We start from the raw sequence: 25,890 nt of genomic DNA, 5'->3' as shown, positions 1-25,890 counted from the left end.
TCCTCGTAGGAGAGTACACGCGCAGGGGGAGAAGAGGATTCCGGTTGGGCGGGGAGGTGGTGCGCCAGGGAGATTGACCTGCATTGTGAGGCAGGTGGTTCGTCACGTGTGCGAACGCTTACGTTACGCACCCTTTAGATGCGCATATTTTTCGATCAAACAGGCTCCAGACGCGGTTTTCGTGGGGGTATCGCCATGACTGCCCCCGCCCCCAAGAGGGCGGGGGAGGAGCGCGAAGCGCGGGCGGGGTGGGGGTCTAACAAAAATGCGAGCATGGTTAGCCGAAGCGACAAAAATTTGCTTTTGAGACAGGGGAGGGGGAACCCCCTCCCCGTCAGCCCCTCCCCCATGGCGATACTCCCACGGTCCAGTGTATCGGCCTTTTCCTCATTCAATTGTCAGTTCGTCGTAACGGGGCTATTCGGTGCTAAAGTGGGAGCGGAAGGAACCGCACCAACACAGGTGAGGGAAACCGTCGTCCCTTCACCTCTCGCCCCCATCATACAACTCCACCACCCCGCCGATGACGATCACCGCCGGGGGCCGGACACCTGCGGCCCGGGCTTTATCGGCGATATCCGCAAGCGTCCCGACCGTCACGCGCTGGTCGGGCCGCATCCCCCGCTCGATGATCGCGACCGGGGTTGCGGGGTCTTTGCCGTTTGCCGTGAGGGCCGCCGCGATGGCCGGGAGGTTCTTCACGCCCATAAGGATGACGAGGGTTCCCTTCAGCCGCGCGAGGACCTCCCAGTCGAGGGCGGACTCGGGCTTCGTCGGGTCTTCGTGGCCGGTGATGAACGTCGCCTGCGACGCGTACCGCCGGTGGGTGACCGGGATCCCGACCATCTCCGGGACGGCGATAGCGCTCGTGACGCCCGGCACCACCTCGACCCTGATGCCGTGTTCCCGGAGCGTCTCGACCTCCTCCCCGCCGCGGCCGAAGAGGAAGGGGTCACCGCCTTTCAGGCGCACGACGATCTTCCCCGCCTTCACCCGCTCGACCATCAGCGCCTCGATCTCGTCCTGCTCCATGGTGTGGCTCCCGCCGTACTTCCCGCAGTCGATCCGTTCGGCGTTCTCCGGGAGGGTCGCGAGGATCTCCTCGCCCGGGAGCTGGTCATAGAGGACCACGTCCGCACTGTCGATCACCTCGCGGGCCCTCATCGTCAGGAGGCCGAGCCCCCCCGGGCCGGAGCCCACAAGATACGCTTTTCCAGTCATGGTTTTATCCCCAGTGTCGCATACGCCTCCCGGATCAGTCCGGCCGCCTGCACGCGCAGTGCCCGCCCCCACTCCCGGGCTTCGCCGACGGTCGTGACGCGCCGCTCGATCCGCTCCCACCGGGAACCGTCGAGCGCGAGCACCTCGGCGATCAGGTCCCCGTTCCGGCAGTAGATCCCCTGCGGGGTGAAGCACCCGCCGCCGACCTCTTCCATGACGGCACGCTCGATCTCGACGTCGAAGCGGGTCGGCGCATGGTCGAGCGGCGCGAAGGCGTCGGCGACGGCCGGATCGTCCCGGCAGACCACCGCGACGGTCCCCTGGTTCGGGGACGGGACGAACCGGTCGGTGGGGAGGGGTTCTCCCGGGAGCGTGATCCCGAGGCGCTCGAGGCCCGCCTCCGCGAGGACGATGGCGTCGTACTGCCCCTCGCGGAGTTTCCGGATGCGGGTATCGACGTTCCCGCGCAGTTGCTTCACCTCAAGCGCCGGGGCGTCGCGGAGGAGCTGGGCCCGGCGCCGGGTGCTCGACGACCCGATGACAGAGACCGCTTCGAGGGGGCACTCGTGCGCGAGGAAGTCGGCGGGCGAGTCCCGTTCGAGCACCGCAGAGCAGGTGAGTCCTGCCGGGCGGGCTGCGGGGATGTCCTTCATGCTGTGCACCGCAGCGTCAATCTCGCCGCGGAGGATGGCGTCGTCGAGCGCCCGGACAAAGACTCCCTGCCCACCGATGGCGTGGAGCGGGACTCCGGTCGCGGTATCGCCCTCGGTCGCGATCGTGACGACCTCCGCCTCGATCCCCCGGTCGGCGAGGATGCCGACCACCTTATCTGTCTGTGCAAGCGCGAGAGCGCTTCCCCGTGTGCCTATGCGAAGAGACATGATCCGTATGCGTCTGTTATCTGGTTGATATCCGATTCCGTGTGTGCGGCGGAGAGGAAGTTCGTCTCGAACTGCGACGGCGGGAGGAAGACTCCGGCTTCAAGCATCGCCTTCCAGAACCGCGAGAACGCCTCCGTGTCGCACTCCTTGACCTCGCGGTAGTCCCGCGGCGGCTCGCTGCGGAAGAAGTGTTTGAAGAGCGAGCCCATCCTGACGAACGTCCCCCTGCCCGCATCCGCGGCGACCTCCCCGATCGCCCGCGTGGCCTCGTCGAGCCGCCGGTAGACCTCCGGGTGCTCGTGGAGGTAGCGAAGCGCCGCGTACCCCGCCGCGAGGCTCGCCGGGTTGCCGCTGAAGGTTCCGGCCTGGTAGACCGGGCCTGCGGGGGCGACAAGTTCCATGATCTCGCGCCGGCCCCCGAACGCCCCGATAGGGAGACCGCCGCCGATGATCTTGCCGAACGTGGCGAGATCAGGCTTTATCCCGTAGAGCACTTCCGCACCGCCGATCCCGACCCGGTAGCCGGTGATCACCTCGTCGAGGATGAGGAGAACGTCATGGGCGGCGGTGATCTCCCGGACATCGGCGAGGTAGCCGTCATCGGGGAGGATGGGGCCGATGTTTCCCATGATCGGTTCGAGGATGAACGCGGCGACGTCGTCGTTCTCGGCGAGGAGGGTTTCCAGCGCCTCCGGGTCGTTGTAGGGGACCTGTCGGGTGTGCGCAACCAGATCCGCGAGGACGCCCGCGGAGTCGGGAACCCCGAGGGTCGTCGCCCCGGACCCGGCCTTGACCAGGACCGCGTCGTGGGCGCCGTGGAACCCGCCCTCGACCTTGACGATGTCCTGCTTACCCGTGTAGCCGCGGGCGAGCCGGATCGCGGCCATCGTCGCCTCGGAGCCCGACGAGACGAACCGCACCATATCGACCCCGGGGTGGTCGCCGGTGATCATCCCCGCAAGGTCGAGTTCGAGCGGCGTCGGCGTCCCGTAGAGCCAGCCCTTCTCGAGCTGGCGCTCGATCGCCTCACGGACGTCCGGGTGCGCGTGGCCGAGGATGAGGGGGCCGTAGCCGAGGCAGCAGTCGATCAGGTCTGCGCCGTCGACGGTCGTAAGGTGCGAACCCGCGGCACGCTCAACGTAGAACGGGTAGGGCTTGATCGCCCGCACCGGGCTGCTGACACCGCCCGGCATCAGGGCTTTCGCGCGAGCGAAGAGGTCACTGCTCTTCATCGAGCCACCTCGCCGCGTCTTCTGCAAAGTAGGTGATGATCAGGTCGGCCCCGGCCCGTTTGATGGCGGTGAGGCTCTCGATGGCGACCGCCCGCTCGTCGAGCCATCCGCGTTCTGCGGCGGCCTTGATCATCGCGTACTCGCCGCTGACCTGGTAGGCCGCGACCGGCAGGCCGAGCGCCGCGACGGCCGCGAGGATGTCGAGGTAGATCCCGGCCGGTTTGACCATCAGGATATCCGCCCCTTCGGCCGCATCGAGTTCCGACTCCATCACCGCCTCGCGGGCGTTGCCCGGGCAGATCTGGTAGGTCGTCCGGTCCCCGAACGAGAATCCCGAGTCCGCCGCGTCGCGGAACGGTCCGTAGAGGGCGCTCGCGAACTTCGAGGAGTAGGACATGATCAGAACGTCCTGGTATCCGGCGGCGTCGAGAGCCTGCCGGATCGCCCGCACCATCCCGTCGAGCATGCATGACGGCGCAACGATGTCGGCGCCGCTCTCTGCATGGGAGACGGCTATCTGCGCCATCAGTTCGAGCGAGGGGTCGTTCAAGAGGTCGAGACCGTCGGCGGTCTCTCCGACGATCCCGCAGTGGCCGTGGTCGGTGTACTCACAGGCGCAGACGTCGGTCACGACCACCATCTGCGGCAATCGCTCCTTGATCTTCTGAACCGCCCGCTGGACGACGCCGTCCGCCGCATAGGATTCGGTCGCCTCGCCGTCCTTTGTGGCCGGGACCCCGAAGAGGAGGACCGCACGGACGCCGGCGTCGGAGAGACGCTCGCAGTAGTCGGCGACACCGTCCACCAGGTGGCGGAACTGCCCCGGCATCGAGGCTATCGGAAGCGGTGCGCTGATCGATTCATCCACGAAGACCGGCGCGATGAGGTCGGTCTTTCGAAGTTCTGTCTCGCGGAGGAGCGGCTGGACGATCCGCCGCCGCATCCGTCTCATTCTTCGGTCTGGAAACATGGTTCTCCCCGGGTAATCGCCCTGATCAGGGCCTCTGCTCTCGTCATATCGCCGCACTCCGCACACGCCCGGATGGACGCGGTCGCATCCGCGAGGAGTTTCTTCGTGAGCGCCCGCGTCAGATCGTCGACGACCTCCCTCGTGCGGCCATCCGTCCCCCCCAGGCGGGCGAGCGCCCGGTCGCGCTCACGCGCCCGGATCGACTCAGCCCAGGTGTAGAGGAGAGCGAGCGTCTCGTCGGCCGCCGTCCGGCGGAGGAGCCGGACGAAATGGTCTGTTTCCTCGTCGATGATCCCCCGTGCGCGGTCGGCCTCGCCCCTCCGCGAGTCCATGGCCGCGTCGTTGACATGCCTGAGGTCGTCGATGGTGAAGAGATGCACGCCTTCGATCGATCGCACCTCCTCCTCGACGTCGCGGGGCTGGGCGATGTCGATGAGGATCAGGTGGCGGGGGTGCGGATCGAGCGGCCAGAGCCGCTCCTCCATCACCGTCCGGATATCCTCCTCCCGGATGACCGGGTGCGGCGCAGCGGTGCAGGAGATGACGACATCTGAGAGCGCGATGTAGCGGTAGAGGTCCTTGAAGTTGACCGCCCGCCCCCCGATCTTATCTGCAAGCATCACTGCATGCTCGTAGGTCCTGTTCGCGACGTAGATGGCCGTGAGGCCTTTCGCGGCGAGTGCCTGCGTCACCAGGATCCCCATCTCCCCGCTCCCGACGACCAAGATGTGCCGGTCGTGCAGGGTGCCGAGGAGGTTCTCTGCAAGCGTCACTGCCGCAGAACCGACAGAGACCGCGCCCCGGTTGATCTGCGTCTGGCGCCGGACCCTGACCCCCACGTGCACCGCCTTGTTGACGCAGAGGGAGACGACGCTGCTCGCGGCCCCCGCTTCTTCTGCGGTCTCGAGCGCCCGCTTGAGCTGGCCGAGGATCTGGTCCTCGCCGACGATCAGGGAGTCGATGCCCGCGGCCAGTTCCAGGAGGTGGCGGGGCACGGCCTCTCCCTCGATGACCGTAAACCCATGCCTGCCTATCTCCCGAAGGAACGCTTCAAGGCTCCGCGCGTCGCCCTGCACCAGGACCTCGACACGGTTGCAGGTCTGGAGGAGGAGCGCGCCCCGGAACCGCTCCCGTGCCTCGCGGAGGAACGCCGCTTCGTCGGGGAACCGGAACGCCTCGAGCGTGGCGATATCCGCGGTGTGGTGGCTGACGCCCGCGAGCGCGAGGGGGATGGCGAGCGGCTCAGGCATGCAGGTACCTCTCGATGGCCATTGCACGTGCCCGGGCGTAGTCGGCGGTGAGCGCTACCCGGATCTCGCCGTCGGAGAGGATCGCCCAGAGGATGCGGGACCGCTCTGCCTGCACCGGTTCGGTCTCCCGGAGCATCGGACGGATCTCTTCCTGCAGTTTGATCATCCGGTCAAGGTCTGCGTAATCCGCTTCAAGCCTCATGCGGAGGTACCGTGAGACGGCGGGGCTCCTCCCATAGGTGCTGACCGCGACGAGGAAGCGGTTGCCCCTGACGACCGACGGGATGATGACGTCCCCGGGAACACCTGCGGCGTTGTTGAAGAGGACGCCGGCCTCAGCGCACAATCTTCCGATACGGTCGTTGAGTTCCGGGTCGGGCGTTGCGGCCACCGCGAGGAACGCGCCCGAAAGGAGATCCCGGAGTGCCTCATCCGAGAGCGCCGAGAGATCGCCCTCCTGCCGCCGTATCGTGAGACCATCGAGGTTCGGCGAGAACGAACGGCTGAAGACCGTCACCTCTGCCTCATGCGAGAAATGCGCAGCCTTCCGGGCACCAACGTCGCCTCCGCCGAATATGAGCACCCTCCGGCCCGTCAGGTCAAGCATGAGAGGGATCATTCGTTCTATAGTGTGGTGAACGGACTAGATTAAGGTGTTGAAAAACAGGTTCCCTCAGATACCCGCGAGCATACGACGCGCGGCCGGATCACCGGGATTCGCCTGCCAAAACAAGGTATTAATGAGACGGAGTTCATCTATCTGATTGATATGGCTGAAGATATGTATGCATTCAACAGACTGGACGGTGCCTTTCAGCGCACCAAAAGCCTGCTCTGGCCGATCAGGTGGGGCGTCTGGCTCCGTCTGGCCCTGATTGCGCTCTTCGTGGGAGGGGGCGTGAGTTTCCCGAACACCTCCGGATACGACTTCAACGAAGGCGACCTCTCGCCCGGCGTCGTGGAGTCCCTCCCCGGGATCGCGACGATCGTCGTGGCCCTCATCCTCATCGTTCTTGCGATCGCTCTCGTCTGGTGGATCGTCGGCACGGTGATGCAGTTCGTCTTCGTCGACATGCTCCGGACGGGTGATATCCATATCAGGCCCTTCTTTGGAGAACGGCTCGGAAAAGGTCTCCGGCTCTTCCTCTTCCAGGCCGGCCTCACGCTGATCCTGGTATTTGCTATGATAGCGTTCATCCTCATGCTCGTAGGGCTCGGGGGGTCGAGTGGCGGTGGTGCTGGTGTTGGTGTTGCATTCATCCTCCTGTTCATCCCGTTCGTCCTGGTCACAGCCCTCCTCTTCGGCATCATCTTCCTCCTGACCCACGACTTCGTCGTCCCGATCATGATCCACGAGGACTGCGGGGTCATCGAGGGATGGCGCCGGCTTTTCGGGATGATCTCAGAGAACGTCTGGCAGACCGTCGTCTACATCGTCACCAGGTTCGTGCTCGGCCTCGTCGCCGGGATCGTCCAGGCAGTCCTGGTCATCCTCGCGATGCTGATCATCGCGATACCGTTCGTGCTCATCGGGATCGTCCTCCTCGCCGCACTTCAGGCGAACATCGTGCTGCTCCTCGCGCTCCTCATCCCCTACCTCATCATCGCCGTCCCGGTCGCGCTCCTGATCGCGGTGCCGTTCGTCACGTTCTTCCGGTACTATGGGCTGCTGGTCCTCGAAGGGCTCGCCCCGGGATACCATCTCCTCCCCGAATAACCTCTTTTTTTGAACGGGGCCCGGCAGGCTGGATAGTCGCCGGGCACAGGTGACAGACCGGATGCGAGAGGTGGGACGATCTATCCGCGATGATGCCCGATACGGTGGTGGCCCCCTCGCAAGGAGGCACCACTCCGCGTCATCGTGACGGAAAGACTCTTCCTCTCGTAAACCATGAAACCCGATCAAGCAATGGTCGTCGAACCGCTGGTAATCCTTGCTCTGGCGCTGGCGCCGGGGGTGTTCTGGGCGTGGTACTTCTACCGCAGGGACAAATACGAGCCCGAACCGGCGGCGCTGATCGTGAAGATCTTCTTCCTCGGCGTCCTCGTCACGTTCCCCATCGCTTTCGTCGAGGGACTCTTCGGCCTCTTCATCGTATCCCCGCTGATCATGGGCGCCGTCATCGCGCCCATCGTCGAGGAGTACGGCAAGTTCTGGGTCGTGCGCCGGTTCGCCTACCCACACCCCGAGTTCAATGAGCCGATGGACGGCATCGTCTACGCCGCCGCTGCCGCCCTCGGGCTCGCAACGCTCGAGAACGTCCTCTATGTCTTTACGGCATACCTGACATCGCCGGCGCTCGCCCTCGGCACGATAGCCGTCCGCGCGATCTTCTCGGTTCCCGGGCACGCGCTCTTTGCCGCCGTGTGGGGCTACGCCCTCGGCAGGGCAAAGTTCACGACCGCTGAACGGCGACCGGCGATCATCCTCCAGGGACTTCTCCTCGGGATGGCGCTTCACGGCATCTTCAACTTCCTGCTCTTCTCCGCCGAGTTCGTCGCCTACGCCATGGCCGTCTTCATCCTGGTCCTGACGCCGGGGCTCTGGATCCTCACAAACCGCAACATCGGAAAGGCGCTCGACCACGGAGACCGGTAGGTGCGCGGGACGGCACAATTGGGGCTCCGCAGGGCAACCGGCAGCCCGGAACCACCGCCCGTTCATGCGAACCTGCAGGGGCGGCACCGCCCGATCCGGGCCGCGCTTCGATAGGCTTATTAGCCTGAAAAACTCATGTTGTAAGGCACACAGTGCGAAAGCACGGGCGTGCGCCGATAGTGTAGTGGTTATCACTAGGCGTTGCCAACGCCTAAACCCGGGTTCGAGTCCCGGTCGGCGCATCCGAACACGGGTTCGGCCTTTCTTTGAACGTTACTCAGAGAGCGAAGCGTCGATCGTCGGCGCGGAACCATTATATCCGTCACGGCCTCTCCCGCTGCGATGGGATTGCAACGGGGACTCTCGCAGTTCGACCTGACGAACATCATCATCGGGGCGATCGTCGGTGCCGACATCTACATCGCGTCCGCCCTCACCGCGGGCCTGGTCGGCCCGTTCTCGATCGTCCTCTGGGTGGTGGCCGGACTCTTCGCCATAGCGATAGCATTGGTCTTTGCCTACTGCAGTTACTACGTCCCCCGTGTCGGCGGTCCGTTTGCATACGTCTCGGAGGCGTTCGACGACTTCTACGGATTTCTCACCGGTTGGAGCATGTGGATCGCCGAACTCCTCGCCCTCCCGGTCTTTGCAATAGCGTTCGCAAACTACCTCCAGGCACTGATCCCCCTCACCCCGACAGCAGAGGTCGTCGTGAGAGGGCTTTTTGTCGCGGGCCTGACGCTCGTCAATATCGTCGGCGTCCGGGCCGCAGGGAGGTTGAACGATGCTCTCACGCTCATAAAACTCTTCCCGCTCCTCCTCCTCATCGTTGCCGGGCTCGGCGTCTTCATCATCCGGCCGGAGACGGTCGTCGCGAACTACATCCCCCTGCTCCCCCTCGGTCTCGATAACGCCTCCCATGCCCTGATCCTGATCTTCTGGGCTTACGCCGGGTTCGAGCTGGGGACGCTCCCGGCCGGCGAGGTCGAGAACCCGGGAAAGGCCATCCCCCGCGCCATCATCGCCGGGATGCTGATCGTCTCCTTCTTTTACGTCTCGACGAACTTCGTCCTCTTCGGGCTCGTCAACTGGACCGAACTCAGCCAGAGCACCGTGCCGCTGGTCGTCGCCGGCACCGTTCTCTTCGGATCGGCAGGAGCGATCATCATGACGGTCGGCGCTCTCTTCTCGGTGGCGGGGTCGGACGAGTCAGGGATGCTCGGCAGTGCACGGCTCGCGTATGCGATGGCGATTGACGGGCTTTTCCCTCGCGCCTTCGCACGGCTCCACCCGCGCTACAACACGCCCTACGTGGTCCTCATCGTCCAGGGAATCATTGCGTTCGTCCTCTCCAGTATAGGGAATCTCCCGGGACTGATATCCTTCGCCGTCCTCAACCTTGCGTTCTCGTTTCTGCTCACCTGCTTTGCCCTTATTGTCCTGCGAAAAGACGACAAGGCGAACCTCCGCGGCCAGCACCTCCTCCCCCTTGCCGGCATCGCCATCTGCCTCTTTCTCCTCTTCTCCACCACGACCTTCGATAAGGTCGCAGGAGGCCTGGTCATCCTGGCAGGTATCCCGATCTACCTCTTCTACTCCCCAAAAGAGGATATACACCATCTCAAGGCCCTCTTCCTCTCCGAAGAGGCCGTACTCGTTCGGAGGCTCGAGGCGCGGGAGATCTACCTCGCAAATCTCCTGGATATCGTCCGTACGGTCTTCCAACGGATCCGGCGGCCGGACAACCGTAAACCCGGGGGAAGATGACGGGTATTCCCCTCCGGGCAACCGCTCCAGACCGGCAGCAGCGACGGGGATCCGGCGCTCCGCCCCGTTCTCTAGAGCATGGCCCCTCGGCGCCCCTGAAGCATACCCTTATATCTCCCGCTTCGCATTATGTCGAACGCATACCTGCCTTCAGGGTTGTGCCATCTTACATGGTGCCGGACGCGTCGTTCGAAAATGGGTGCGCTATCCGGCATACTGGATCTATTGGGGGGCTGTCGTGGACTCGATCAGGATTGCAATCGTGGGCGTCGGAAACTGTGCCAGTTCGCTGCTTCAGGGGATCGAATACTACCGGGAGAAGAGCGAGAAGGACGCAGCCGGGCTGATGCACTGGGAGATCGGCGGCTACCGACCGTCCGATATCGAGGTGGCCGCGGCGTTCGACATCGATGCGAGGAAGGTCGGGAAGGATCTCGCGGAGGCTATCTTCTCCCCCCCGAACTGCACGACGACATTCTGCCCCGGGATGCCGAGAACCGGTGTTTCCGTCCGGATGGGGCGGGTGCTGGACGGGTTTCCCGGGCACATGCAGGGCTACAAGGAGGAGCACCGGTTCGTCCTCGCCCACGAGGAGGAGGCCTCACGCGAGGAGATCGTCCGGGAACTCGAGGACTCGGGTGCCGAGATGCTGCTCAACTACCTCCCCGTGGGTTCCGAGGAGGCCGCACGGTTCTATGCCGATTGCGCGCTGGAAGCGGGCGTCGGCCTCATCAACAACATGCCGGTCTTTATCGCGAGCGATCCTGCCTGGGCGGCGCGGTTCCGCGAACGCGACCTTCCGGTCATCGGCGACGACGTCAAGGCCCAGTTCGGCGCAACGATCACCCACCGGGTCCTCGCCGACCTCTTCCAGCGGCGAGGGGTGAAACTGGACCGGACCTACCAGCTCAACACCGGCGGCAACACGGATTTTCTGAACATGTTGAATCGGGACCGCCTCGCCTCGAAGAGGACGTCGAAGACCGAAGCGGTGCAGTCGATCCTCGAAGTGCCTCTCGACGACGATGAGATCCACATCGGCCCGAGCGACTACGTCTGCTGGCAGAAGGACAACAAGGTCTGTTTCCTGCGGATGGAAGGGCGGCTCTTCGGGGACGTACCCATGTACCTTGACCTCCGCCTCTCCGTCGAGGACTCGCCCAACTCCGCGGGGATCGTCATCGACGCAATCCGGTGCTGCAGGCTCGCCCTTGATAGGGGTATCGGCGGTGTGCTGACGTCTTCGTCCGCCTACTTCATGAAACACCCGCCGGTGCAGGTCAGGGACGACGATGCCTGCCGGATGACCGAGGAGTTCATTCAGGGCGTACGGGACGATTGAAGGCCGGGGCGTTACTCGATGAGGACGAGGCCGACCGACGTGATGTTGCCGTGCTCGATCTTCCCGTACTCGAAGTCGCGGCAGGGGACGACGTGCAGGTCCCACCCGGCCTTCCGGGCGGTGGAGAAGACGCCAATCCCGGCACCCTCCATCGTCGGGCGGACGAGGTCCATATGCCTGCAGAGCCTGCGGATGCTCTCGTCGACGACCCCCTTGTGCTCCTCGGCGACACAGTGCAGGTGCTCGCAGTGAACTACCCCCGCTTGCGCGGGGGCTTCCTGCTTCATCCTCCTCCCTATTGGGAGCGAGTCCACAGGCTCTTCGGCGCGTTCCGCGCCTGCAAGTGCAAACTGTTTGATATTAATCGCGGCGTTCAAGTCCCGGTCGTGGTGCGTGCCGCATTCGGGGCAGGCCCACTCCCGGTCCTTCAGTGTCAGATCGGTCTTCCAGTATCCGCAGACCGAACAGGTCTTTGATGAGGGCTCGAACATCCCGATCTTCAGCAGGGTTTTCCCGGCTTCCTGACACTTGTATGCCAGCATCGAGACAAAAGAACCCCACCCGGCGTCGCTGATTGCTCCCGCGAGAGAATGGTTCTTCACCATGCCGTCCACGTTCAAGGACTCCACGGCCAGTGCTTGGTTTTCGCGGACCAGTCGAGAAGAGAGCTGGTGCTGGAAGTCCCGCCGTTGGTCGGCAATCTTCTGGTGACACCGGGCAACCTTGAGCCGGGCCTTGCCACGGTTCTTGGAACCCTTCTGCTTGCGGTCGAGCCGGCGCTGGAGCACGGCTAACCGCGTTTGCGTGTTCTTGAGATAGTTCGGATTCGCCACCTTCTCCCCGGTCGAGAGAACGGCGTAGTGCGTGAGCCCCAGGTCGATCCCAACAGTCTGGTCCGGGATCGGATCGGCAGGGTGCGGGGGCTTCCTGCCGTCCTCGACCACGATGCTGATCAGGTATCGCCCGGTCGATCTGCAGATGATCGTCGCAGTCTTCATCCTGCCTTCGAACCGGCGGTGGAAGACGGTTTTGATCGCACCGATCTTCGGGAGTTTTACCGTTCCCTGCTCGAAGTCCACGGTATACGACTGCGGCACCGTGAACGCCTGTTCGGGGGCGTGCTTCTTCTTGAAGGTCGGCTCGTCGGCGCGCCCCTCGAAAAAGCTCGTGAACGCACGGGAAAGGTGATGGATCGATTGCTGCAACGACTGGGCGTTGACTTCCTTCAACCAGGGCAACTCCGCTTTGAGGGCGGGAAGCTGCTTCATGAGGTCGTACCCGGACAGGCTGATCCCGTCGTCGTGATATGCCAGATTCTTGCGGTCGAGCGCCCAGTTGTACACATACCGGCAGCATCCGAGATGCTTGGCGATCAGGACTTCCTGATCCCTCGTGGGATAGAGCCGGTACTGGTACCGCCGCAGCATACGATACTGTCGTATGGAGTCTCCTCCAGCATAAAGAAGAGCCGCACGGGGCGAAAGTGAACAGACGTTGGGGTGCCGCGTTCACCTCCCCGTGCGGAGGGAGCCCTCCCGCTCTGCCAGTCGCACCTCCGGTGCTCAAGTTCCGCTCCTTCAACCCCGCGGAGGGTAGATGCAGGGGTATCCCCCGAACCCGAAGGCCTTCGGGAAATCGTCGTAGAAAGCCGTCTTCTCGAGGAGGTGCACCGTCGAGTTCACCCAGAGGATGAGGTCGCGAAGGAACGGGTGGAAGTCGAGGGGTATCTCGTCGGGTTTGAGGTCGGGATGCCCCGGAACGCCCTCGAACCGCAGGAGGAGGGCGGTGCTGTACTCGGTGAGCAGCCGCCCGGTCTCGGCGGGGGTGGGGGCGTAGGGCGGGCAGGACATGTGTTTTCCGTAGCCCTTGCACCCGAACCGGCACTTGAACCGCACCCATTCCGCAACGACGACATCGCGGGCCGCTATCCGCCGTGCCTCCGCGCCGCGCTCCCGGGCGAGGGAGGAGAGTTTCGCGATCTCCTCTTCAAGTTCGCTTCTCACCGCGCTTCACCTCGATGAGGGGTATCTGCCGGCTCCGGGTATTTATGGGTAGCGCGAGGGAGCGTGGGATTCCAGTGGCGGGGGCGAGAAGATATAGAGGCACTCGGGAGAGAGGTGTCCCGGAGGGTACGAGTGCAACAGGTGAGTGAGCATGGGCATGAGATGACGTTGGGATTACTTTGGCGGCTAATAGAACAATCAAAGGATGATATAGCCTAGTGCACTGGACTGTAGAGGACTACGGAAACGGTGGATATCATCAAAAATGCCCATACGCTGGACCGTGGGGGTATCGCCATTGGGGGAGGGGCCGACGGGGAGGGGGTGCAGCCCCCCTCCCCTGTCTCTACCGATCGGGGAACTCTTTAACCCCCACCACCCGCGCTTCGCGCTCCTCCCGCCCCCATGGGGGCGGGCAGTGCGTGGCGATTGCGATGGTTCATTACGCGACTGACCTGAGGGGGCGGGAGCGTGAGCACCGTGAGGTGCGAAGAACTGGTGCACGAGAAGACCGAAAGTCTTGAACTTGCTCTTGGTGTAACTGATTAAAAAGCGAGCACACCCAGAAGCCACAGAATCTCAAAAAGGAACCCCACTCCAATCAGAGCGACAACCGCCGCAAGCGAAAAACTCACCCAGACCCCGCTCACTCCCCCGGCTCCCACCCGGTGCAGACGTCCTGCCCGGGGTCGAGGAGGACGTCGTGCGGGAGCCCGATGAGCGCGACGGCCGCGAGCGCCCCGATGATTCCCCGGCCGCCGTGGAGGCGAATGCCAAACCGTTCAGCGGCCGCCTCCGCCGCTTCCCGGGTGAGCACCGTCTCTCTCGCGCTCCTCCCGTAGGCCCGGAGCGCTCCGGGCGTCCGGAACCCCTGCCGGACGGCGATCCCCCACTCCACCGAGACCGCCTCGCCGGCGACGAACCGCACGGCCGCCTCCTCGATCTGCGGCACCCTCTCGGGCTCCACCGCGAGTTCGATGTAACTGCAGGAGTTTCCAGCGGTCGCGCCTTCGAGCCGGGGGTTGAGCATCGCGACCCGGTGGCCGATCGGCATGACGCCGTCGAGTTTCGCGAGATGCTGAAGGAGGGCGAGGGCAAGGGCAAACGTCGCGCCCTCACCCTCCACATCGGTGTCGTCGATCCCAACGGCGACGTAGGCGAGCGCCCGGGTAACCACCTCGCCCTCGACCACCGCTCCTTCGCGGCGAACGGTGACGCCGCAGACGCCTTCGGCAAAGGACATCATATCGGTGAGCGAGTAGGCCGGGCCGCCGATACACCGGATCTGCTGGAGGATGCAGCCGTCCTCGTGAAAGACGCCGACGATCCCGACCGCCGGCGCGGGGTCGAGCCCGACGGCGACCTCCCGCCGCCCGAGGCCGGCCCGCTCCCGGAGCAGCGTCCCGTCCCGGTGGACGGACTGCAGGGCGCCGCCGGCACGGGCGTGGTGGAACTCGCAGAAGGCCGCGCACCCCCCGCTCATGCACTCATGGTAGATCTCGACCTCATCGCCGTCGACCGTGGTGAAGACCCGGCGGCAGGCGCTCTCCGGCATCACGCTGCTCGCCGCATACCGCGCCGCGTGCCGCCCCCGCTGCTCCTCCGTGACGAGGACGCACCCCTCCTCGATGAGGCGGTTCACCCAGTCCTGGACGGTGCTCCGGGGGGTCTTCGTCGCCTCAGCGATATTGACCACCGTGAAGTAGCCTCTCTCAAGCGTCGCCTGACGCATCAGCCGCAGGTACTCAATTCTACGCTCAAGAACCCTGGACATGCCGATCACGGATGTAGAGAAGGTCGCCGATCACCGCGCTGGCGGTCTCGGTGGAGCCCGCACCCTTCCCGATGAACGTCAGGTCTCCGGCGAGATCCGTCTCCACAGTGACCGCGTTGAGCGTCCCTTCAACGACGAGCGGGTGCGCTTTTGCGACGATCCGCGGCGAGACGCGGAGCACCCCGGCCTCCGGGACGATCTCGCCGATGAGCCGGATGGTGCAGTCCTGGTCTTCCGCAAGCTGCAGGGCCTCAGGCGTCAGGAGGGTGATCCCCGTCCTCTCCACGTCGTCGAGCGTCGTCTGCATATCGAGGATGGTGTTTGCGAGGATGACCAGTTTAACGCCTGCGTCGATCCCCTCGACGTCGTAGGTGGGATCGGCCTCGGCATACCCGAGTTCCCGGGCCTCGGCAAGGGCCTGCTCGTAGGTGAGGCTGTCCTCGGCCATGCGGGTGAGGATATAGTTGCAGGTGCCGTTGAAGACCCCGTAGAGCCGGGAGATGGTGTTGCCCGCAAGCCCCTCCTGCATCGCGTGGATGAGCGGGATCGCCCCGCAGACCGTCGCTTCGTACTTCAAAAAGACGCCGTTTGCTGCTGCAAGCGCCCGGAGTTCCGGGTAGGCAAGGGCAATCGGGCCTTTGTTCGAGGTGACGACATGTTTCTGCCGCCCGAGGGCTCCCCGGATATGGCCGAGCGCCGGTTCGCCGTCATCCACGTTCGTCGGGGTCACCTCGACGAGGACGTCATAATCCGCCTTCGCCACCACGTCGGCGGGGCTGACCTCCGGGCTGCCGCAGGGGCCGCCGTTCTCCTTCTGGTCAAGCGCCGTTTGAAGGTCGATCCCGGCCGGATCGATGATCCCGCTCCTTGAGTCGGCAAGGCCGGTGACGGTGATATCAAGGTTTTTTGCAAGGATTGCCCGGGCGATGCCCCGGCCGACGGAGCCGAACCCGAGGATGGCGATCCGCATCATGCACCCTCCAGGGGCTCGATGATGAGGAGGCTCTTCTGCTCCGCGACGCCGCGCAGGATCCGGATCGCTTTCTTCATCTCCGTCCGGGTGGTCGAACGGATGGTTATCCGGGCCGAGGATGGGGAGGCGATCGCCGGCATGACGAGAGAGAGTTCCGTCACCTCGGCCGAGCCGGTCGTGTCGATCCGGTCGACCGTGTCGGAGAGGTCCGTGTGCATTAAGTGGCCAATCATGATCAACGTGCACTCGTAGAGGAGCCGTTCCTCGTCGATGCGCACGACGTTGACGCCCTGCTCGCGGAGCAGCTCAAGGAGCCTCGAAAGGCGCCCTTCGGGGAGTTTCAGCACGATCTGGACGTCCAGCGTCTCCGTAACTGCCGGGGTCTCCCTCTGGTGGATGACCGCGACGATGTTTCCCCCGACGGCCGAGATCGGCTGGAGGGCTGCGACCAACTGTCCCGGCCGGTCCTTCATCTCGAGCTTCATGGATACCTGCAAAAAAACCACCTGTTGATTAGTTGACCTGCCGGGGAGATAAGCCTTGTACCCCGGCCGGTTCACCTGCGGGAGGTATACGAAAAAAACGGTGCAGCCGGGCGGCCGGTCACTTCACCGACCCGGGTGCGGCGGTGATGACCGGAAGCGCCCGGGCAAACTCGGGAAGGAGTTCGGCAGGGATGCCCATGACAAGTTCGTTGTCCTCGATCCCGGAGAACCGGCGCGAGCCGTCGCACCCGAGCGAGTAGTTGATCCTACCGGAGAGGTAGGGCAGCGCAGTCGCATCCGCGCAGACCGACTGGATCCCCGACATCGTGGACTCGATCCGCCCTCCGAGCAGGTAGAGTGTCGTCTGCGCGAGTTTCAGCATCGCCCGGGGGCTTGCCACGATGACGACGACGTGCGGGTCGAACGGCGTCTTCTCGAGCGGCGCATAGACGGTCGCGTAGGTCTCGAGCTCCGGGACGTGCGGCACCTGCTGTATCGTCCGCATGCAGGCGGCCCAACTCTCGAACTTGCCGAGTTTGTAGTAGAACTCACCCGAACGGAGGCTCGGGGTGAGTTCCTTCAGCCCGAGCGCCCAGCCGCCCCCCATACAGACGTGTTTCTCGGCGGTCGCGTAGAAGATCTCGCCGTTCAGGCGCGCCCTGCTGATCATCTGGCAGTGGCGGACGGTCTCCTCGATCGGCCCGACCCCTTCGGGGATACCGTCGGGGGTCTTTGCGAGTTTCACCGCGACCGGCGAGCCCCGAAGGTCGAGGGCGGTCTTGAGCGTCTCTGCGATCTCCGCGTAGGGGATCTCCATGCGCATCTGGTCTTCCATGATCGTGCTCACTCCTCTGTGGAGAATAGTCCCCACGGTCACTCTTATACCCTCGGTTTGGGGTAGAGCGGGGTCAGAGGTTGCGCAACTTGTGGTTCACCTTCTCAAAGAAGGGTTTTTCAGTAGAGACAAAGAGGGCCGGTTCGTCCGATCTTCTGACCGTGATCGTGGCTTCTCGTTCGAGTTCGAACGCGATCTGCCCGTCGATGACGAGGTGTGCCGGTTTCTCGGTCTCGAGGGTGATCTCGAGATTCCTCCCGGTGCTGATGACGTGAGGCCGGGACGAGAGCATGTAGGGTGCAAGGGGGATGAGAAGGATTCCCTCGATCTGTGGGTCGATGATCGGCCCTCCGGCGCTCATGGCGTAGGCGGTCGATCCGGTCGGGGTCGAGATGATCAGACCGTCGGCCCTGACCCGTTCTGCGGGGGTTCCGTCGACATAGACAGCGAACCGGAGCATCTTCGCCGGCCGATCAGTGACGATGACCCCCTCGTTGAGGGCGTCGCCGAACGACTTCCCGTCGACGGTGAGGTTGATTCGCATCCGCTGTTCGACCTGGAATCCCCCCGGGTGGGCGGCGAAGAAAGCGCGCGCCTCTTCGGGTTCCAGGTCTGTGAGGAAACCCACCTCGCCCCAGTTGATCCCGAGGACCGGGATCTGCTTCTTCATCTGGTGGACGGTGAGGAGGACCGACCCGTCGCCGCCGACGACCACGACGAGATCGCCGGCGAACTCCTGAAACGGGATACCGTCTCTGCCGAGGTGCCGTCCCGTGCCCTCTTCGAGAACGATGTCGTGACCCATACCTTCGAGATCCCGGGCAAGCTCCGCAGTGTAGCGGAGCGCGTCCTCGTTATCGATACGCGATACCAGCACGATCTTCATACGCAGTTCACCTCAGGTACTCCACGACCTTGTTGTGCATGACGCCGTTCGTGACGACGAGGCTCCTCCCGGCGGCGACCTCGTCGGGGAAGGCAAGTACGCCCCCCTCGGGATCGGAGACCGTCCCGCCGGCCTCCTCGCAGACCAGCAGCCCTGCCGCCGCGTCGGTGACGCGGAGCGTCCCCCGCAGGTCGACGAATCCGTCGAGGCGGCCGCACCCGACGTAACAGAGTTCGAGTGCCGATGCCCCGAGAAGGCGCAACCGCCGGATCTTCCGGGCGATCCCGAACATCCGGGTCGGGTCGAACTTCCGGCCGTAAACGCTCATCGCGCTCTCTTCGAGGAGCGATACCCCGGAGACGCGGATAGGACGCCCGTCGAGGAACGCTCCCCCGCCCCGGACGGCGCAAAACGTCTCGCCGGTGGCGAGGTTCTGGACGTAGCCCGCCCGGGTGATCCCGTCCTCGGCGTATGCGATGGAGAGGGCGTAGAACGGGATACCGACCACGGCGTTGTGGGTGCCGTCGACCGGGTCGAGATAAATAGTACCCTTCTCTCCACCCATCTCGGCGCACCCGAGTTCCTCGCTGATCAGGCACCGGCAGAAAGGATGGCACGTGAAGTAGTCGACGATGATATCCTCTGCGACCTGATCGATCTTCTTGGTGGGCGTGCCGTCCGCGCCCATCCTCACGAACTCTCCTGCTTCCGGCGTTCCGGCCATGCCGGCCACGGCATCACGGACAGCCCCCGCCAGGTCGTCACACGCCCGGATGAACTCCATCAATTCTCCTCGTCCCGTCCCCTTATTCTACGGTGTATTTATGTAATGCAATCCAGATACATTAATCACGCGTTTGTTGAGTGAGACAATATGAAGGAACAGACAGAAGTTGGGAAACTGAAAGAGGGACGCTACGTCGTTGTAGATGATGAGCCGTGCAGGATTGTCTCCATCGCTATCTCGAAGCCGGGGAAGCACGGGGCAGCAAAGTCCCGGATCGACTGCATCGGCATCTTTGACGGCGTCAAGCGCTCGATCGTTCAGCCGGTCTCGGCAAAGACCTACGTTCCCATTGTGGAGCGCAAGACAGCGCAGGTCATATCGATCGCCGACACGAACGTCCAGCTCATGGACGTCAAGGACTTCGAGATGTTCGAACTCAATCTGACCGAAGAGCAGGTCAGCGGCCTTGAGCCGGGTAAGGAGATCCCGTACATCTCATCCCTGGGCAAGAAGAAACTTGAGTGACCTTTTCTGGCTTACGAAGACGGGCATGCATGAACTTGCCCATCTCCATTTTGCGGACGCGGATGCGTCGTATGAGGATGCCCGCTACGCAGTCTTCGGCGTCCCCTACGACGGCACGACGTCGTTTCGGCCGGGGACACGGTTCGGGCCCCGGGCTATCCGGGAGGTTTCGTTCAACTTCGAGTCCTACGACCCCGCGACCGGGATAGACTTCTCTCTGGTGCCGGTGACGGACCTCGGCGACCTTGCGGTCTCGCGGCTGCCGGAGGAGGTCGTGGGTCAGGTCGCGGACGTCGTCGGCGATATCGTCGGCGACGGGAAGGTGCCGGTGATGCTCGGCGGCGAGCATACCGCGACGGTCGGCGCGGTCAGGGCCGTCCGGCCGGATATCTACGTCGTCTGCGACGCGCACCTGGATCTCCGGGACGAACTCGACGGGACGCCCTACAGCCACGGGTGCGTCACCCGGCGTATCCTTGAGTCGGTCGATGACGTCGTCATCATCGGGGCGCGGAGCGGCGATCGGGAGCAGTTCGAGGTTGCGGCGGAGGAGACACGGCTGTATACCGCCGATGCAGTGCGGGAACGGGGGATCACCGCCGTCCTCGCCGAGGTCCTCGGTGAGATCGCTGAGAGAAGAGCCTACCTCTCGATCGACGCCGACGCGATCGACTGCTGCTTCACCCCCGGCCTCGGGACGCCCGAGCCGTTCGGGATGACGCCGCTCGATATCCGGGAGGTCGTGCGGACCCTTGCCCCGCATGTCGCCGGGTTCGACTACGTGGAAGTCGCCCCGTTCGATTCCGGGCAGACGGCGGCGGTGGCGGCGCAGATGGTGCGGGAGTTCATCGCCCGGCACTGGATTGCCGGGCGGTGAAGAGGCACGGGCTGCCCCATCCGGTTCCCGGCGGTGCCCGAGAGGGAGAGCACACCCTTCTCATACCGTATCCTCCCCGATCGCGGGATGGAGCGATGTTGTCGTATATCACCCCCCATCGCGTATCATTCATCCCCGGGTGCCGCCCACCGGCCGATCTCCCCTTCTCCGTTGCGGGGTGCCGACGCGGATAGCCCCCGGGGTTTAGCCCGGGGAGAGTGTCAGAGCAGAAAGATGCTACCCCTCGAAACGCCGGACCCGGTATCGGGACTACGTTTATTATGCCGAACCGCACACATCTCAAATGATTTGAGGTGAGCGCCATGTTAGTCAAATTTAAAATATTCTATTACGATAGGGGATGGACCGCTCGTGCTACAGATCACGGCATCATCACAGAGGGGGAGACTATCGGTGAACTCGTCGATAATATCATAGAAGCAACAGAACTCTATTTCGAAGGCGATATCGGACAGGGAGAGCAGATCACGATCACCGTTACGACCGAACCCGTGCCCGACTTCATCCTCGAACTCGACGAGACCGACGCCGAACCGCTCAGTCAACAGTTTGAATGTCAATTCACAGTCGATCGCAATGTCAAGGCGACCAGTTGTTAGTGGATTTCAGCTCGTCAAATTCCTCGAATCTCTCGGGTACACATATCTTCGGCAAACAGGAAGCCATGTTCGGATGGTTGCCCAAAAAGGGGATAAAGAATTTCACGTTGTTGTTCCCCTACACAACGAATTAAGAGTTGGAACGCTATATTCGATACTCGACGAGGTTTCAAAAGCAACCGAGATCCCTCGGAATGAATTGATCGATGCGATCAGATAGTCCCCCCTTGAGGTTGCCCTGAAACCCCTTTGCCGGGAGGGGGACGCCCCCTCCCGAACCCTCCCCCGGGTGGCGATGTCCAATGGAAAGCCGTTTCACCCTGTTCAGAGGGGAGAAATCCCGAAGGTGAGTGTTCCGATCGGGGGTACGGAACGTTCAATAGATCTTTTGGGGACGATTTCTTTTTTCAGGAAAACGTAGTGAGGAATCCCGGTTCAGTTCTGGTCAAGAGCCCCTTCGTCTCTCCGATAACTATATTTTTCATGCGTGCCCAACTATCAAGCACCCAATATGGGGAATAAGACCCGAATACGTCGGCGCATTCGGTCTTTGCCCTCTACTATCATCTGGTGATCGTGTGAAGCCCCGGTGGAAAGCGTTGCCTTCCGCCGGGATTCGAGAGCGTTTGAAAGGTATTGTGCGGAATCTATCAGACGCATTGCGTTGAAGAGGTTGCTCTACACGGACCCGACCTCTCTCTCGAAGGCGAGAGCGGATAGGGAGAAGAGATCACAATCACCGTTACGAACGAACCGGTGCCCGACTTCATCCCTGAACTTGACCCGGCCAGCTCCGAACCGCTTGCGCAACCGTCTGGATTGACGGTCAAAGCAGGGCCTGCTGAAAACCTCTTAAGGGATGTCACCCAACTTACCTGCATTGGTAACCGGGCAATATTGAGAGGGTTGTCGGAAGCATCTCAACAGAACGCGCCATGGGCCTTCAGCTCATAGATGAAGCCAAAACGATGTTTTACCTACCAGCCAAAAAACGTAATTTGTATCTGTATGACCGGACGAAAAATCGCAGAAGTGGGGGAGAACCATGAAGGGAAGAGTACTGAGTAAAGTATTGATGTTCATGGCCCTTTTCGCTTTCTGGGTGCTGTTGTCCGGATATTTTGATGCCTTCCATCTGATAGCGGGGATCATCTGCGCTGGTGCCGTCACCATCATGTCGCACGAGCTGTTTGTCCCAAAGAAGGGTCACCAGGTCCTCAGAAAGACGGCCAGATTCATCTTATTTATCCCCTGGCTTCTCTTCGAGGTACTCCTTGGGGGCCTCGACGTCGCATACCGGGTCCTCCACCCGGCTCTCCCCATCGACCCGTCCATCGTCATCGTAGAGACATCGCTCCAGAGCGACCTCGCACAGACCACGCTCGCCAATGCCATCATGCTGGCCCCCGGGACGGCAACGATCGACGTCGAGGAAGGACGATACGTGGTGCATGCTCTCACCCCTGAGTTCGCGAGCGCCCTCACCACCACGGATGACGTGACGATACAGGAGCGGGTGGCAGCGATCTACGAGGAGGACGCATGACTGGCATCTTCATGATCTCCGGCGTCGTCCTCATCTTCACGACATTTCTCTGCCTCTACAGGGTGGTGGTCGGTCCCGGAGCCTCCAACAGGCTGCTGGCGGTCAACGTCATCGGGACAAAGACGATCGTCCTGCTCGTCATCATCGGGTTCATCTACGAGCGGCCGGTCTTCCTCGATATCGCGCTCGCCTATGCGATGATCAACTTCATAGCAACGCTTGCCATGGCGAAATATTACGAGCAGGGGTGCATCTGCTGATGATCGAACTCCTCCGCATACTCGGCGTGGCCCTGATCCTTCTCGGGCTGTTCTTCATGATCGCGAGCGCACTCGGCCTGATCCGCCTCCCGGATATCTATACCCGGGCGCATGCATCGGGAAAATGCGATGCACTCGGTCAAGCCCTGATGCTCTTCGGATTCGTCCTCTATGCAGACTTCGGCCCCGAAACCGTGAAACTCGTCCTCATCATAGTCATGCTCTATATCCTGACCCCGACCGCCACGCACGCGATCGTCCGGGCGGCCTACATCCACGGGAAGAAGCCCTGGAAGCGCGGGGAGGAGCGGGAATGATCTGGGAGTTCAACTTCGCGCTCTTCATCCTCCTGATCATCTGCGCTATCGCCGCGATCACCGTGCGCGACCTCCTCTCCGCGGTGGTCATCCTTGCGGCGTACTCCCTGATCATGACGGTGCTCTGGGTGGAGATGAACGCCGTCGACGTGGGTCTGACCGAGGCGGCGATCGGTGCGGGCATCACCACCGTCCTCTCCATCGCAGCGGTATCACGGACGACAAGGAGGTCGAGAGATTGAAGAGATGGGCCGCCCTTCTTACGGTGATCGTCGTCGGCGCCCTCCTCCTCTGGGCGGAAGGAGATATGCCGGCGTTCGGAGACCCGGATGCGCCTGCGCACGCCCATGTCGCCCCGCGCTACATTGAAGAAGGCGCCGAGGAGACCGGGGCCGCCAATCTGGTCTCCGCAATCCTTGCAGACTTCCGGAGTTTCGATACGCTCGGCGAGATAACCGTGATCTTCACCGCCGGCGTATCGGTAATCCTGCTGCTCAGGCGAGGTGAGCGGCTGTGAGAGAGAACGTGGTGATCAGGACCGTCACTCGACTGGCGGTACCGTTCATCCTGGTCTTTGGCCTGTATATCATCCTGCACGGCAGTTCCCGGGCCGGCGGGGGATTCCAGGGCGGGGTGATCGTTGCATCTGCGTTCATCCTTATCGGCATCGCCTTCGGGCTCGATGAAACGCAGCGGAGAATCCGAGAAAAAGTCCGGACGATAGCGAGCATCCTCGGGATATCGATCTTCATCGGGATCGGGCTCCTCTGCATCCTCTTCGGCGCCAACTTTCTCGGGTACGCCGCCATCCCGCTCCCCCTCGATACGCCCTGGGTGCGGGGGCTGATGATGGAAGCAGTCGAGATCGGGATCGGCATCACGGTGATGGCGGTGATGACCTCCATCTTCTACGACGTCGCCACAAAGGAGGAGGGAGAATGATCGAAGACCTCGTTGTGGCATTCCTCACGCGCTACAACTACTACATGGCGGTCATCATCATGCTCATCGGGCTCTACGCGATGATTGCAAAGAGCAACCTGATAAAGAAGGTCATTGGACTCAACATCTTCCAGACCGCCATCTACCTTTTCTACATATCGATCGCCGATGTGGAGGGGGGCACCGCACCGATTCTCGTACCGGGAACGGACGTCGTTTACGTCAACCCTCTCCCGCACGTGCTCATCCTGACCGCGATCGTCGTGGGGGTGAGCATAACGGCAGTCGCCTATGCGCTGGCGATACGGATCTACCAGTCCTACGGTACAATCGAAGAGGACGAACTGCTGGAACTCGGGAGCGAACGGCGGTGATCTCCGAGCACCTTCCCATCCTGGCCGTCATCCTACCGCTGGTAGGTGCCCTCACCGTCCTCCTCGCCGGATGGGCGGAGAGGAGATACTGCTATCCGGTCGCCGTTGCCGTCCTTACGATCCAGTTCGGCCTCTCGCTTGCAATCCTCCGGGAGGTCCTCAGAGGCGGCACAATTCATTACTACCTCGGCGACTGGGCGCCCCCGTGGGGGATCGAGCTCGTCGTCGATCACCTGAGCGCCTACGTCCTCGTCATCCTCGTCTTTCTCAGCCTGCTCTCCTGCATCTACGCGAAGCGGAGCATAGGCGGGGAGATCGACCCCCAAAAGACCGTCGCGTTTTACGTGATGTTTCTCCTGCTCGTTGTGGGTGTATGCGGGATCACCGTCACCGGCGACATCTTCAACCTCTATGTCTTCCTCGAGATCTCGTCGATCGCCGCCTATACCCTCGTCGCATCCGGACGGGAGAAGAAGGGCCTGCTTGCAGGGTTCAACTACCTGATCATGGGCACCATATCCGCCTGCTTCATCCTTATCGGGATCGGCCATCTCTACGTCGTCACCGGTACGCTCAATATGGCAGACCTCGCACGACTGCTGCCGCCGCTGTACGATTCGACGATCATCCATGTCGCCTTCATCTTCTTCATCGTCGGGCTGAGCATCAAGACGGCGCTCTTCCCCCTGCACACCTGGCTGCCGGACGCCTATTCCCACGCCCCGTCCGCGATCAGCGTCCTCATCTCGACCGTCATCTCGAAGATGGGCATCTATGCGACCATACGGATCCTCTTCAGTGTCTTCACCGTCGGGTTCATCGTCGACCATCTCCCGATCCTGGAGTTCTTTGCCTGGGTCGCCGCAATCGCCGTCATCGCGGGGTCCGTGATCGCGATCGCGCAGACCGACCTGAAACGGATGCTTGCGTACTCGAGCGTCAGCCAGATGGGCTACATCATGCTAGGGATAGGGATCGCAAACAGCGTTGCCATGACCGGAGGAGTCCTCCATATCCTGAACCACGCCCTGATCAAGGGCTGCCTCTTCATGGTGGCCGGGGCGATCATCTACCGGGTCGGGCTCCGGAAGATCGACGACTTCAAGGGGCTTGCAGGGAGGATGCCCTACACCTGCGCGGCGTTCTTCATCGCGGCCATCTCGATGATCGGCCTGCCCCCGACGGTCGGGTTCATGAGCAAATGGTACCTCACCCTCGGGGCGATCGAGGCGGGAGAATGGTTCTTCGTCGTGGTCATCCTGGCAAGCACCCTGCTCAACGCGATCTACTTCTGGCGGGTCCTCGAGTACGCCTACTTCAGGCATGCCGATGCGGAGACGCCCGAACTCGAGAGCCGCGTCCCTGTAAGCATGCTCCTCCCGATGCTCGTGCTCGCCGCAGGCTGCGTCGTTTTCTTCTTCGCCGTCTCGATCCCGCTCGGCATCATCGATGCGGCCGTCGCCGACCTGCTCGGAGGTGCGTAG

The 25,890-nt window shown here is 62.9% G+C and carries 30 protein-coding genes and 1 tRNA gene; 17 read left to right on the top strand and 14 right to left on the bottom strand.

What is annotated here, in order from left to right; genetic code table 11:
• Positions 1-483: 483 nt before the first annotated feature.
• From cobA to FKB36_RS10570, 6 genes are read right to left on the bottom strand one after another with little or no spacing between them, the layout of a single operon-like run.
• Positions 484-1,221, bottom strand: a complete 738-nt coding sequence (gene cobA, locus FKB36_RS10595; RefSeq protein WP_261598039.1) for a uroporphyrinogen-III C-methyltransferase — start codon at positions 1,219-1,221, stop codon at positions 484-486.
• Complete coding sequence (gene hemC / locus FKB36_RS10590) at positions 1,218-2,102, bottom strand: hydroxymethylbilane synthase (RefSeq protein ID WP_261598038.1); 885 nt, start codon at positions 2,100-2,102, stop codon at positions 1,218-1,220. Before hemC ends, cobA begins: the two co-directional genes overlap by 4 nt.
• Positions 2,087-3,334: a glutamate-1-semialdehyde 2,1-aminomutase gene (hemL, locus tag FKB36_RS10585; protein ID WP_261598037.1), complete on the bottom strand. Its 1,248-nt coding sequence runs from the start codon at positions 3,332-3,334 to the stop codon at positions 2,087-2,089. Before hemL ends, hemC begins: the two co-directional genes overlap by 16 nt.
• Positions 3,321-4,304 carry a porphobilinogen synthase gene (gene hemB / locus FKB36_RS10580; protein WP_261598036.1) on the bottom strand — a complete coding sequence of 328 codons (984 nt, stop codon included), beginning with the start codon at positions 4,302-4,304 and terminating at the stop codon, positions 3,321-3,323. Before hemB ends, hemL begins: the two co-directional genes overlap by 14 nt.
• On the bottom strand, positions 4,283-5,554 hold the full coding sequence (gene hemA, locus FKB36_RS10575) for a glutamyl-tRNA reductase (RefSeq protein ID WP_261598034.1): 1,272 nt from the start codon (positions 5,552-5,554) through the stop codon (positions 4,283-4,285). Before hemA ends, hemB begins: the two co-directional genes overlap by 22 nt.
• Positions 5,547-6,161, bottom strand: a complete 615-nt coding sequence (locus tag FKB36_RS10570; RefSeq protein WP_261598033.1) for a precorrin-2 dehydrogenase/sirohydrochlorin ferrochelatase family protein — start codon at positions 6,159-6,161, stop codon at positions 5,547-5,549. The genes hemA and FKB36_RS10570 overlap by 8 nt, the downstream gene beginning before the upstream one ends.
• Before the next feature lie 162 nt (positions 6,162-6,323).
• Between FKB36_RS10570 and FKB36_RS10565 the strand changes: the two genes are divergently transcribed.
• The 5 genes from FKB36_RS10565 to FKB36_RS10545 all read left to right on the top strand — a co-directional run bounded on the left by FKB36_RS10565 (position 6,324) and on the right by FKB36_RS10545 (position 11,262).
• Positions 6,324-7,271, top strand: a complete 948-nt coding sequence (locus FKB36_RS10565) for a DUF7544 domain-containing protein (RefSeq protein WP_261598032.1) — start codon at positions 6,324-6,326, stop codon at positions 7,269-7,271.
• Positions 7,272-7,445: 174 nt separating this feature from the next.
• Positions 7,446-8,153: a PrsW family intramembrane metalloprotease gene (locus FKB36_RS10560; protein WP_261598031.1), complete on the top strand. Its 708-nt coding sequence runs from the start codon at positions 7,446-7,448 to the stop codon at positions 8,151-8,153.
• A 170-nt stretch (positions 8,154-8,323) separates the two neighbouring features.
• Positions 8,324-8,395, top strand: a tRNA-Gly gene (locus FKB36_RS10555).
• Between the two features lie 100 nt (positions 8,396-8,495).
• Positions 8,496-9,920, top strand: coding sequence for an APC family permease (locus FKB36_RS10550; protein ID WP_261598030.1), 1,425 nt, complete (start codon positions 8,496-8,498; stop codon positions 9,918-9,920).
• A 238-nt stretch (positions 9,921-10,158) separates the two neighbouring features.
• Positions 10,159-11,262 carry an inositol-3-phosphate synthase gene (locus FKB36_RS10545; protein ID WP_261598029.1) on the top strand — a complete coding sequence of 368 codons (1,104 nt, stop codon included), beginning with the start codon at positions 10,159-10,161 and terminating at the stop codon, positions 11,260-11,262.
• Between the two features lie 11 nt (positions 11,263-11,273).
• On the opposite strand, the gene FKB36_RS10540 is transcribed toward FKB36_RS10545, so the two are convergent.
• From FKB36_RS10540 to FKB36_RS10505, 8 genes are all read right to left on the bottom strand, one after another.
• Positions 11,274-12,689, bottom strand: a complete 1,416-nt coding sequence (locus FKB36_RS10540; protein ID WP_261598028.1) for an RNA-guided endonuclease TnpB family protein — start codon at positions 12,687-12,689, stop codon at positions 11,274-11,276.
• Between the two features lie 150 nt (positions 12,690-12,839).
• Positions 12,840-13,265 carry a DUF2284 domain-containing protein gene (locus tag FKB36_RS10535; RefSeq protein ID WP_261598027.1) on the bottom strand — a complete coding sequence of 142 codons (426 nt, stop codon included), beginning with the start codon at positions 13,263-13,265 and terminating at the stop codon, positions 12,840-12,842.
• Between the two features lie 646 nt (positions 13,266-13,911).
• Positions 13,912-15,039, bottom strand: coding sequence for a sugar-specific transcriptional regulator TrmB (locus FKB36_RS10530; protein WP_261598026.1), 1,128 nt, complete (start codon positions 15,037-15,039; stop codon positions 13,912-13,914).
• On the bottom strand, positions 15,023-16,009 hold the full coding sequence (locus FKB36_RS10525; protein WP_261598079.1) for a homoserine dehydrogenase: 987 nt from the start codon (positions 16,007-16,009) through the stop codon (positions 15,023-15,025). The genes FKB36_RS10530 and FKB36_RS10525 overlap by 17 nt, the downstream gene beginning before the upstream one ends.
• Entirely contained in the window at positions 16,009-16,497 is a 489-nt protein-coding gene (locus FKB36_RS10520; protein ID WP_261598025.1) for an amino acid-binding protein, read from the bottom strand. The genes FKB36_RS10525 and FKB36_RS10520 overlap by 1 nt, the downstream gene beginning before the upstream one ends.
• A 118-nt stretch (positions 16,498-16,615) precedes the next feature.
• A complete protein-coding gene (locus tag FKB36_RS10515; protein WP_261598024.1) occupies positions 16,616-17,332 on the bottom strand; it encodes a DUF169 domain-containing protein in 717 nt (238 codons plus the stop codon).
• Positions 17,333-17,405: 73 nt separating this feature from the next.
• Positions 17,406-18,218 (bottom strand): NAD(+)/NADH kinase, encoded by an 813-nt coding sequence (locus tag FKB36_RS10510; protein ID WP_261598023.1) that lies wholly within the window; start codon positions 18,216-18,218, stop codon positions 17,406-17,408.
• 7 nt (positions 18,219-18,225) lie between these two features.
• On the bottom strand, positions 18,226-19,002 hold the full coding sequence (locus FKB36_RS10505) for a bifunctional fructose-bisphosphatase/inositol-phosphate phosphatase (RefSeq protein ID WP_261598022.1): 777 nt from the start codon (positions 19,000-19,002) through the stop codon (positions 18,226-18,228).
• 90 nt (positions 19,003-19,092) lie between these two features.
• Here FKB36_RS10505 and FKB36_RS10500 point away from each other — a divergent pair, with 90 nt between their 5' ends.
• From FKB36_RS10500 to FKB36_RS10445, 12 genes are all read left to right on the top strand, one after another.
• Positions 19,093-19,470: a translation initiation factor IF-5A gene (locus tag FKB36_RS10500; protein WP_261598021.1), complete on the top strand. Its 378-nt coding sequence runs from the start codon at positions 19,093-19,095 to the stop codon at positions 19,468-19,470.
• A gap of 25 nt (positions 19,471-19,495) precedes the next feature.
• Positions 19,496-20,347 (top strand): agmatinase, encoded by an 852-nt coding sequence (speB, locus tag FKB36_RS10495; RefSeq protein ID WP_261598020.1) that lies wholly within the window; start codon positions 19,496-19,498, stop codon positions 20,345-20,347.
• A 323-nt stretch (positions 20,348-20,670) separates the two neighbouring features.
• Complete coding sequence (locus FKB36_RS10490; protein WP_261598019.1) at positions 20,671-20,967, top strand: type II toxin-antitoxin system HicB family antitoxin; 297 nt, start codon at positions 20,671-20,673, stop codon at positions 20,965-20,967.
• Entirely contained in the window at positions 20,945-21,187 is a 243-nt protein-coding gene (locus FKB36_RS10485; RefSeq protein WP_261598018.1) for a type II toxin-antitoxin system HicA family toxin, read from the top strand. The genes FKB36_RS10490 and FKB36_RS10485 overlap by 23 nt, the downstream gene beginning before the upstream one ends.
• An 825-nt stretch (positions 21,188-22,012) precedes the next feature.
• Positions 22,013-22,513 carry a Na+/H+ antiporter subunit E gene (locus tag FKB36_RS10480; protein ID WP_315901837.1) on the top strand — a complete coding sequence of 167 codons (501 nt, stop codon included), beginning with the start codon at positions 22,013-22,015 and terminating at the stop codon, positions 22,511-22,513.
• Positions 22,510-22,773, top strand: coding sequence for a monovalent cation/H+ antiporter complex subunit F (locus FKB36_RS10475; protein ID WP_261598016.1), 264 nt, complete (start codon positions 22,510-22,512; stop codon positions 22,771-22,773). The genes FKB36_RS10480 and FKB36_RS10475 overlap by 4 nt, the downstream gene beginning before the upstream one ends.
• Positions 22,773-23,090: a monovalent cation/H(+) antiporter subunit G gene (gene mnhG / locus FKB36_RS10470; RefSeq protein ID WP_261598015.1), complete on the top strand. Its 318-nt coding sequence runs from the start codon at positions 22,773-22,775 to the stop codon at positions 23,088-23,090. Before FKB36_RS10475 ends, mnhG begins: the two co-directional genes overlap by 1 nt.
• Positions 23,087-23,332 carry a hydrogenase subunit MbhD domain-containing protein gene (locus tag FKB36_RS10465; protein ID WP_261598014.1) on the top strand — a complete coding sequence of 82 codons (246 nt, stop codon included), beginning with the start codon at positions 23,087-23,089 and terminating at the stop codon, positions 23,330-23,332. The genes mnhG and FKB36_RS10465 overlap by 4 nt, the downstream gene beginning before the upstream one ends.
• Positions 23,329-23,607, top strand: coding sequence for a hydrogen gas-evolving membrane-bound hydrogenase subunit E (gene mbhE, locus FKB36_RS10460; protein ID WP_261598013.1), 279 nt, complete (start codon positions 23,329-23,331; stop codon positions 23,605-23,607). Before FKB36_RS10465 ends, mbhE begins: the two co-directional genes overlap by 4 nt.
• Positions 23,604-24,032: an MnhB domain-containing protein gene (locus FKB36_RS10455; protein WP_261598012.1), complete on the top strand. Its 429-nt coding sequence runs from the start codon at positions 23,604-23,606 to the stop codon at positions 24,030-24,032. Before mbhE ends, FKB36_RS10455 begins: the two co-directional genes overlap by 4 nt.
• Complete coding sequence (locus FKB36_RS10450) at positions 24,029-24,406, top strand: cation:proton antiporter subunit C (RefSeq protein ID WP_261598011.1); 378 nt, start codon at positions 24,029-24,031, stop codon at positions 24,404-24,406. Before FKB36_RS10455 ends, FKB36_RS10450 begins: the two co-directional genes overlap by 4 nt.
• Positions 24,403-25,890 carry a monovalent cation/H+ antiporter subunit D family protein gene (locus FKB36_RS10445; RefSeq protein ID WP_261598010.1) on the top strand — a complete coding sequence of 496 codons (1,488 nt, stop codon included), beginning with the start codon at positions 24,403-24,405 and terminating at the stop codon, positions 25,888-25,890. Before FKB36_RS10450 ends, FKB36_RS10445 begins: the two co-directional genes overlap by 4 nt.

It is taken from the genome of Methanoculleus formosensis (genome assembly GCF_025384765.1).
GTDB lineage: Archaea > Halobacteriota > Methanomicrobia > Methanomicrobiales > Methanoculleaceae > Methanoculleus > Methanoculleus formosensis.
The sequence above is the reverse complement of the archived record's forward strand: the minus strand, read 5'-3'. Positions and strand labels throughout refer to the sequence as shown.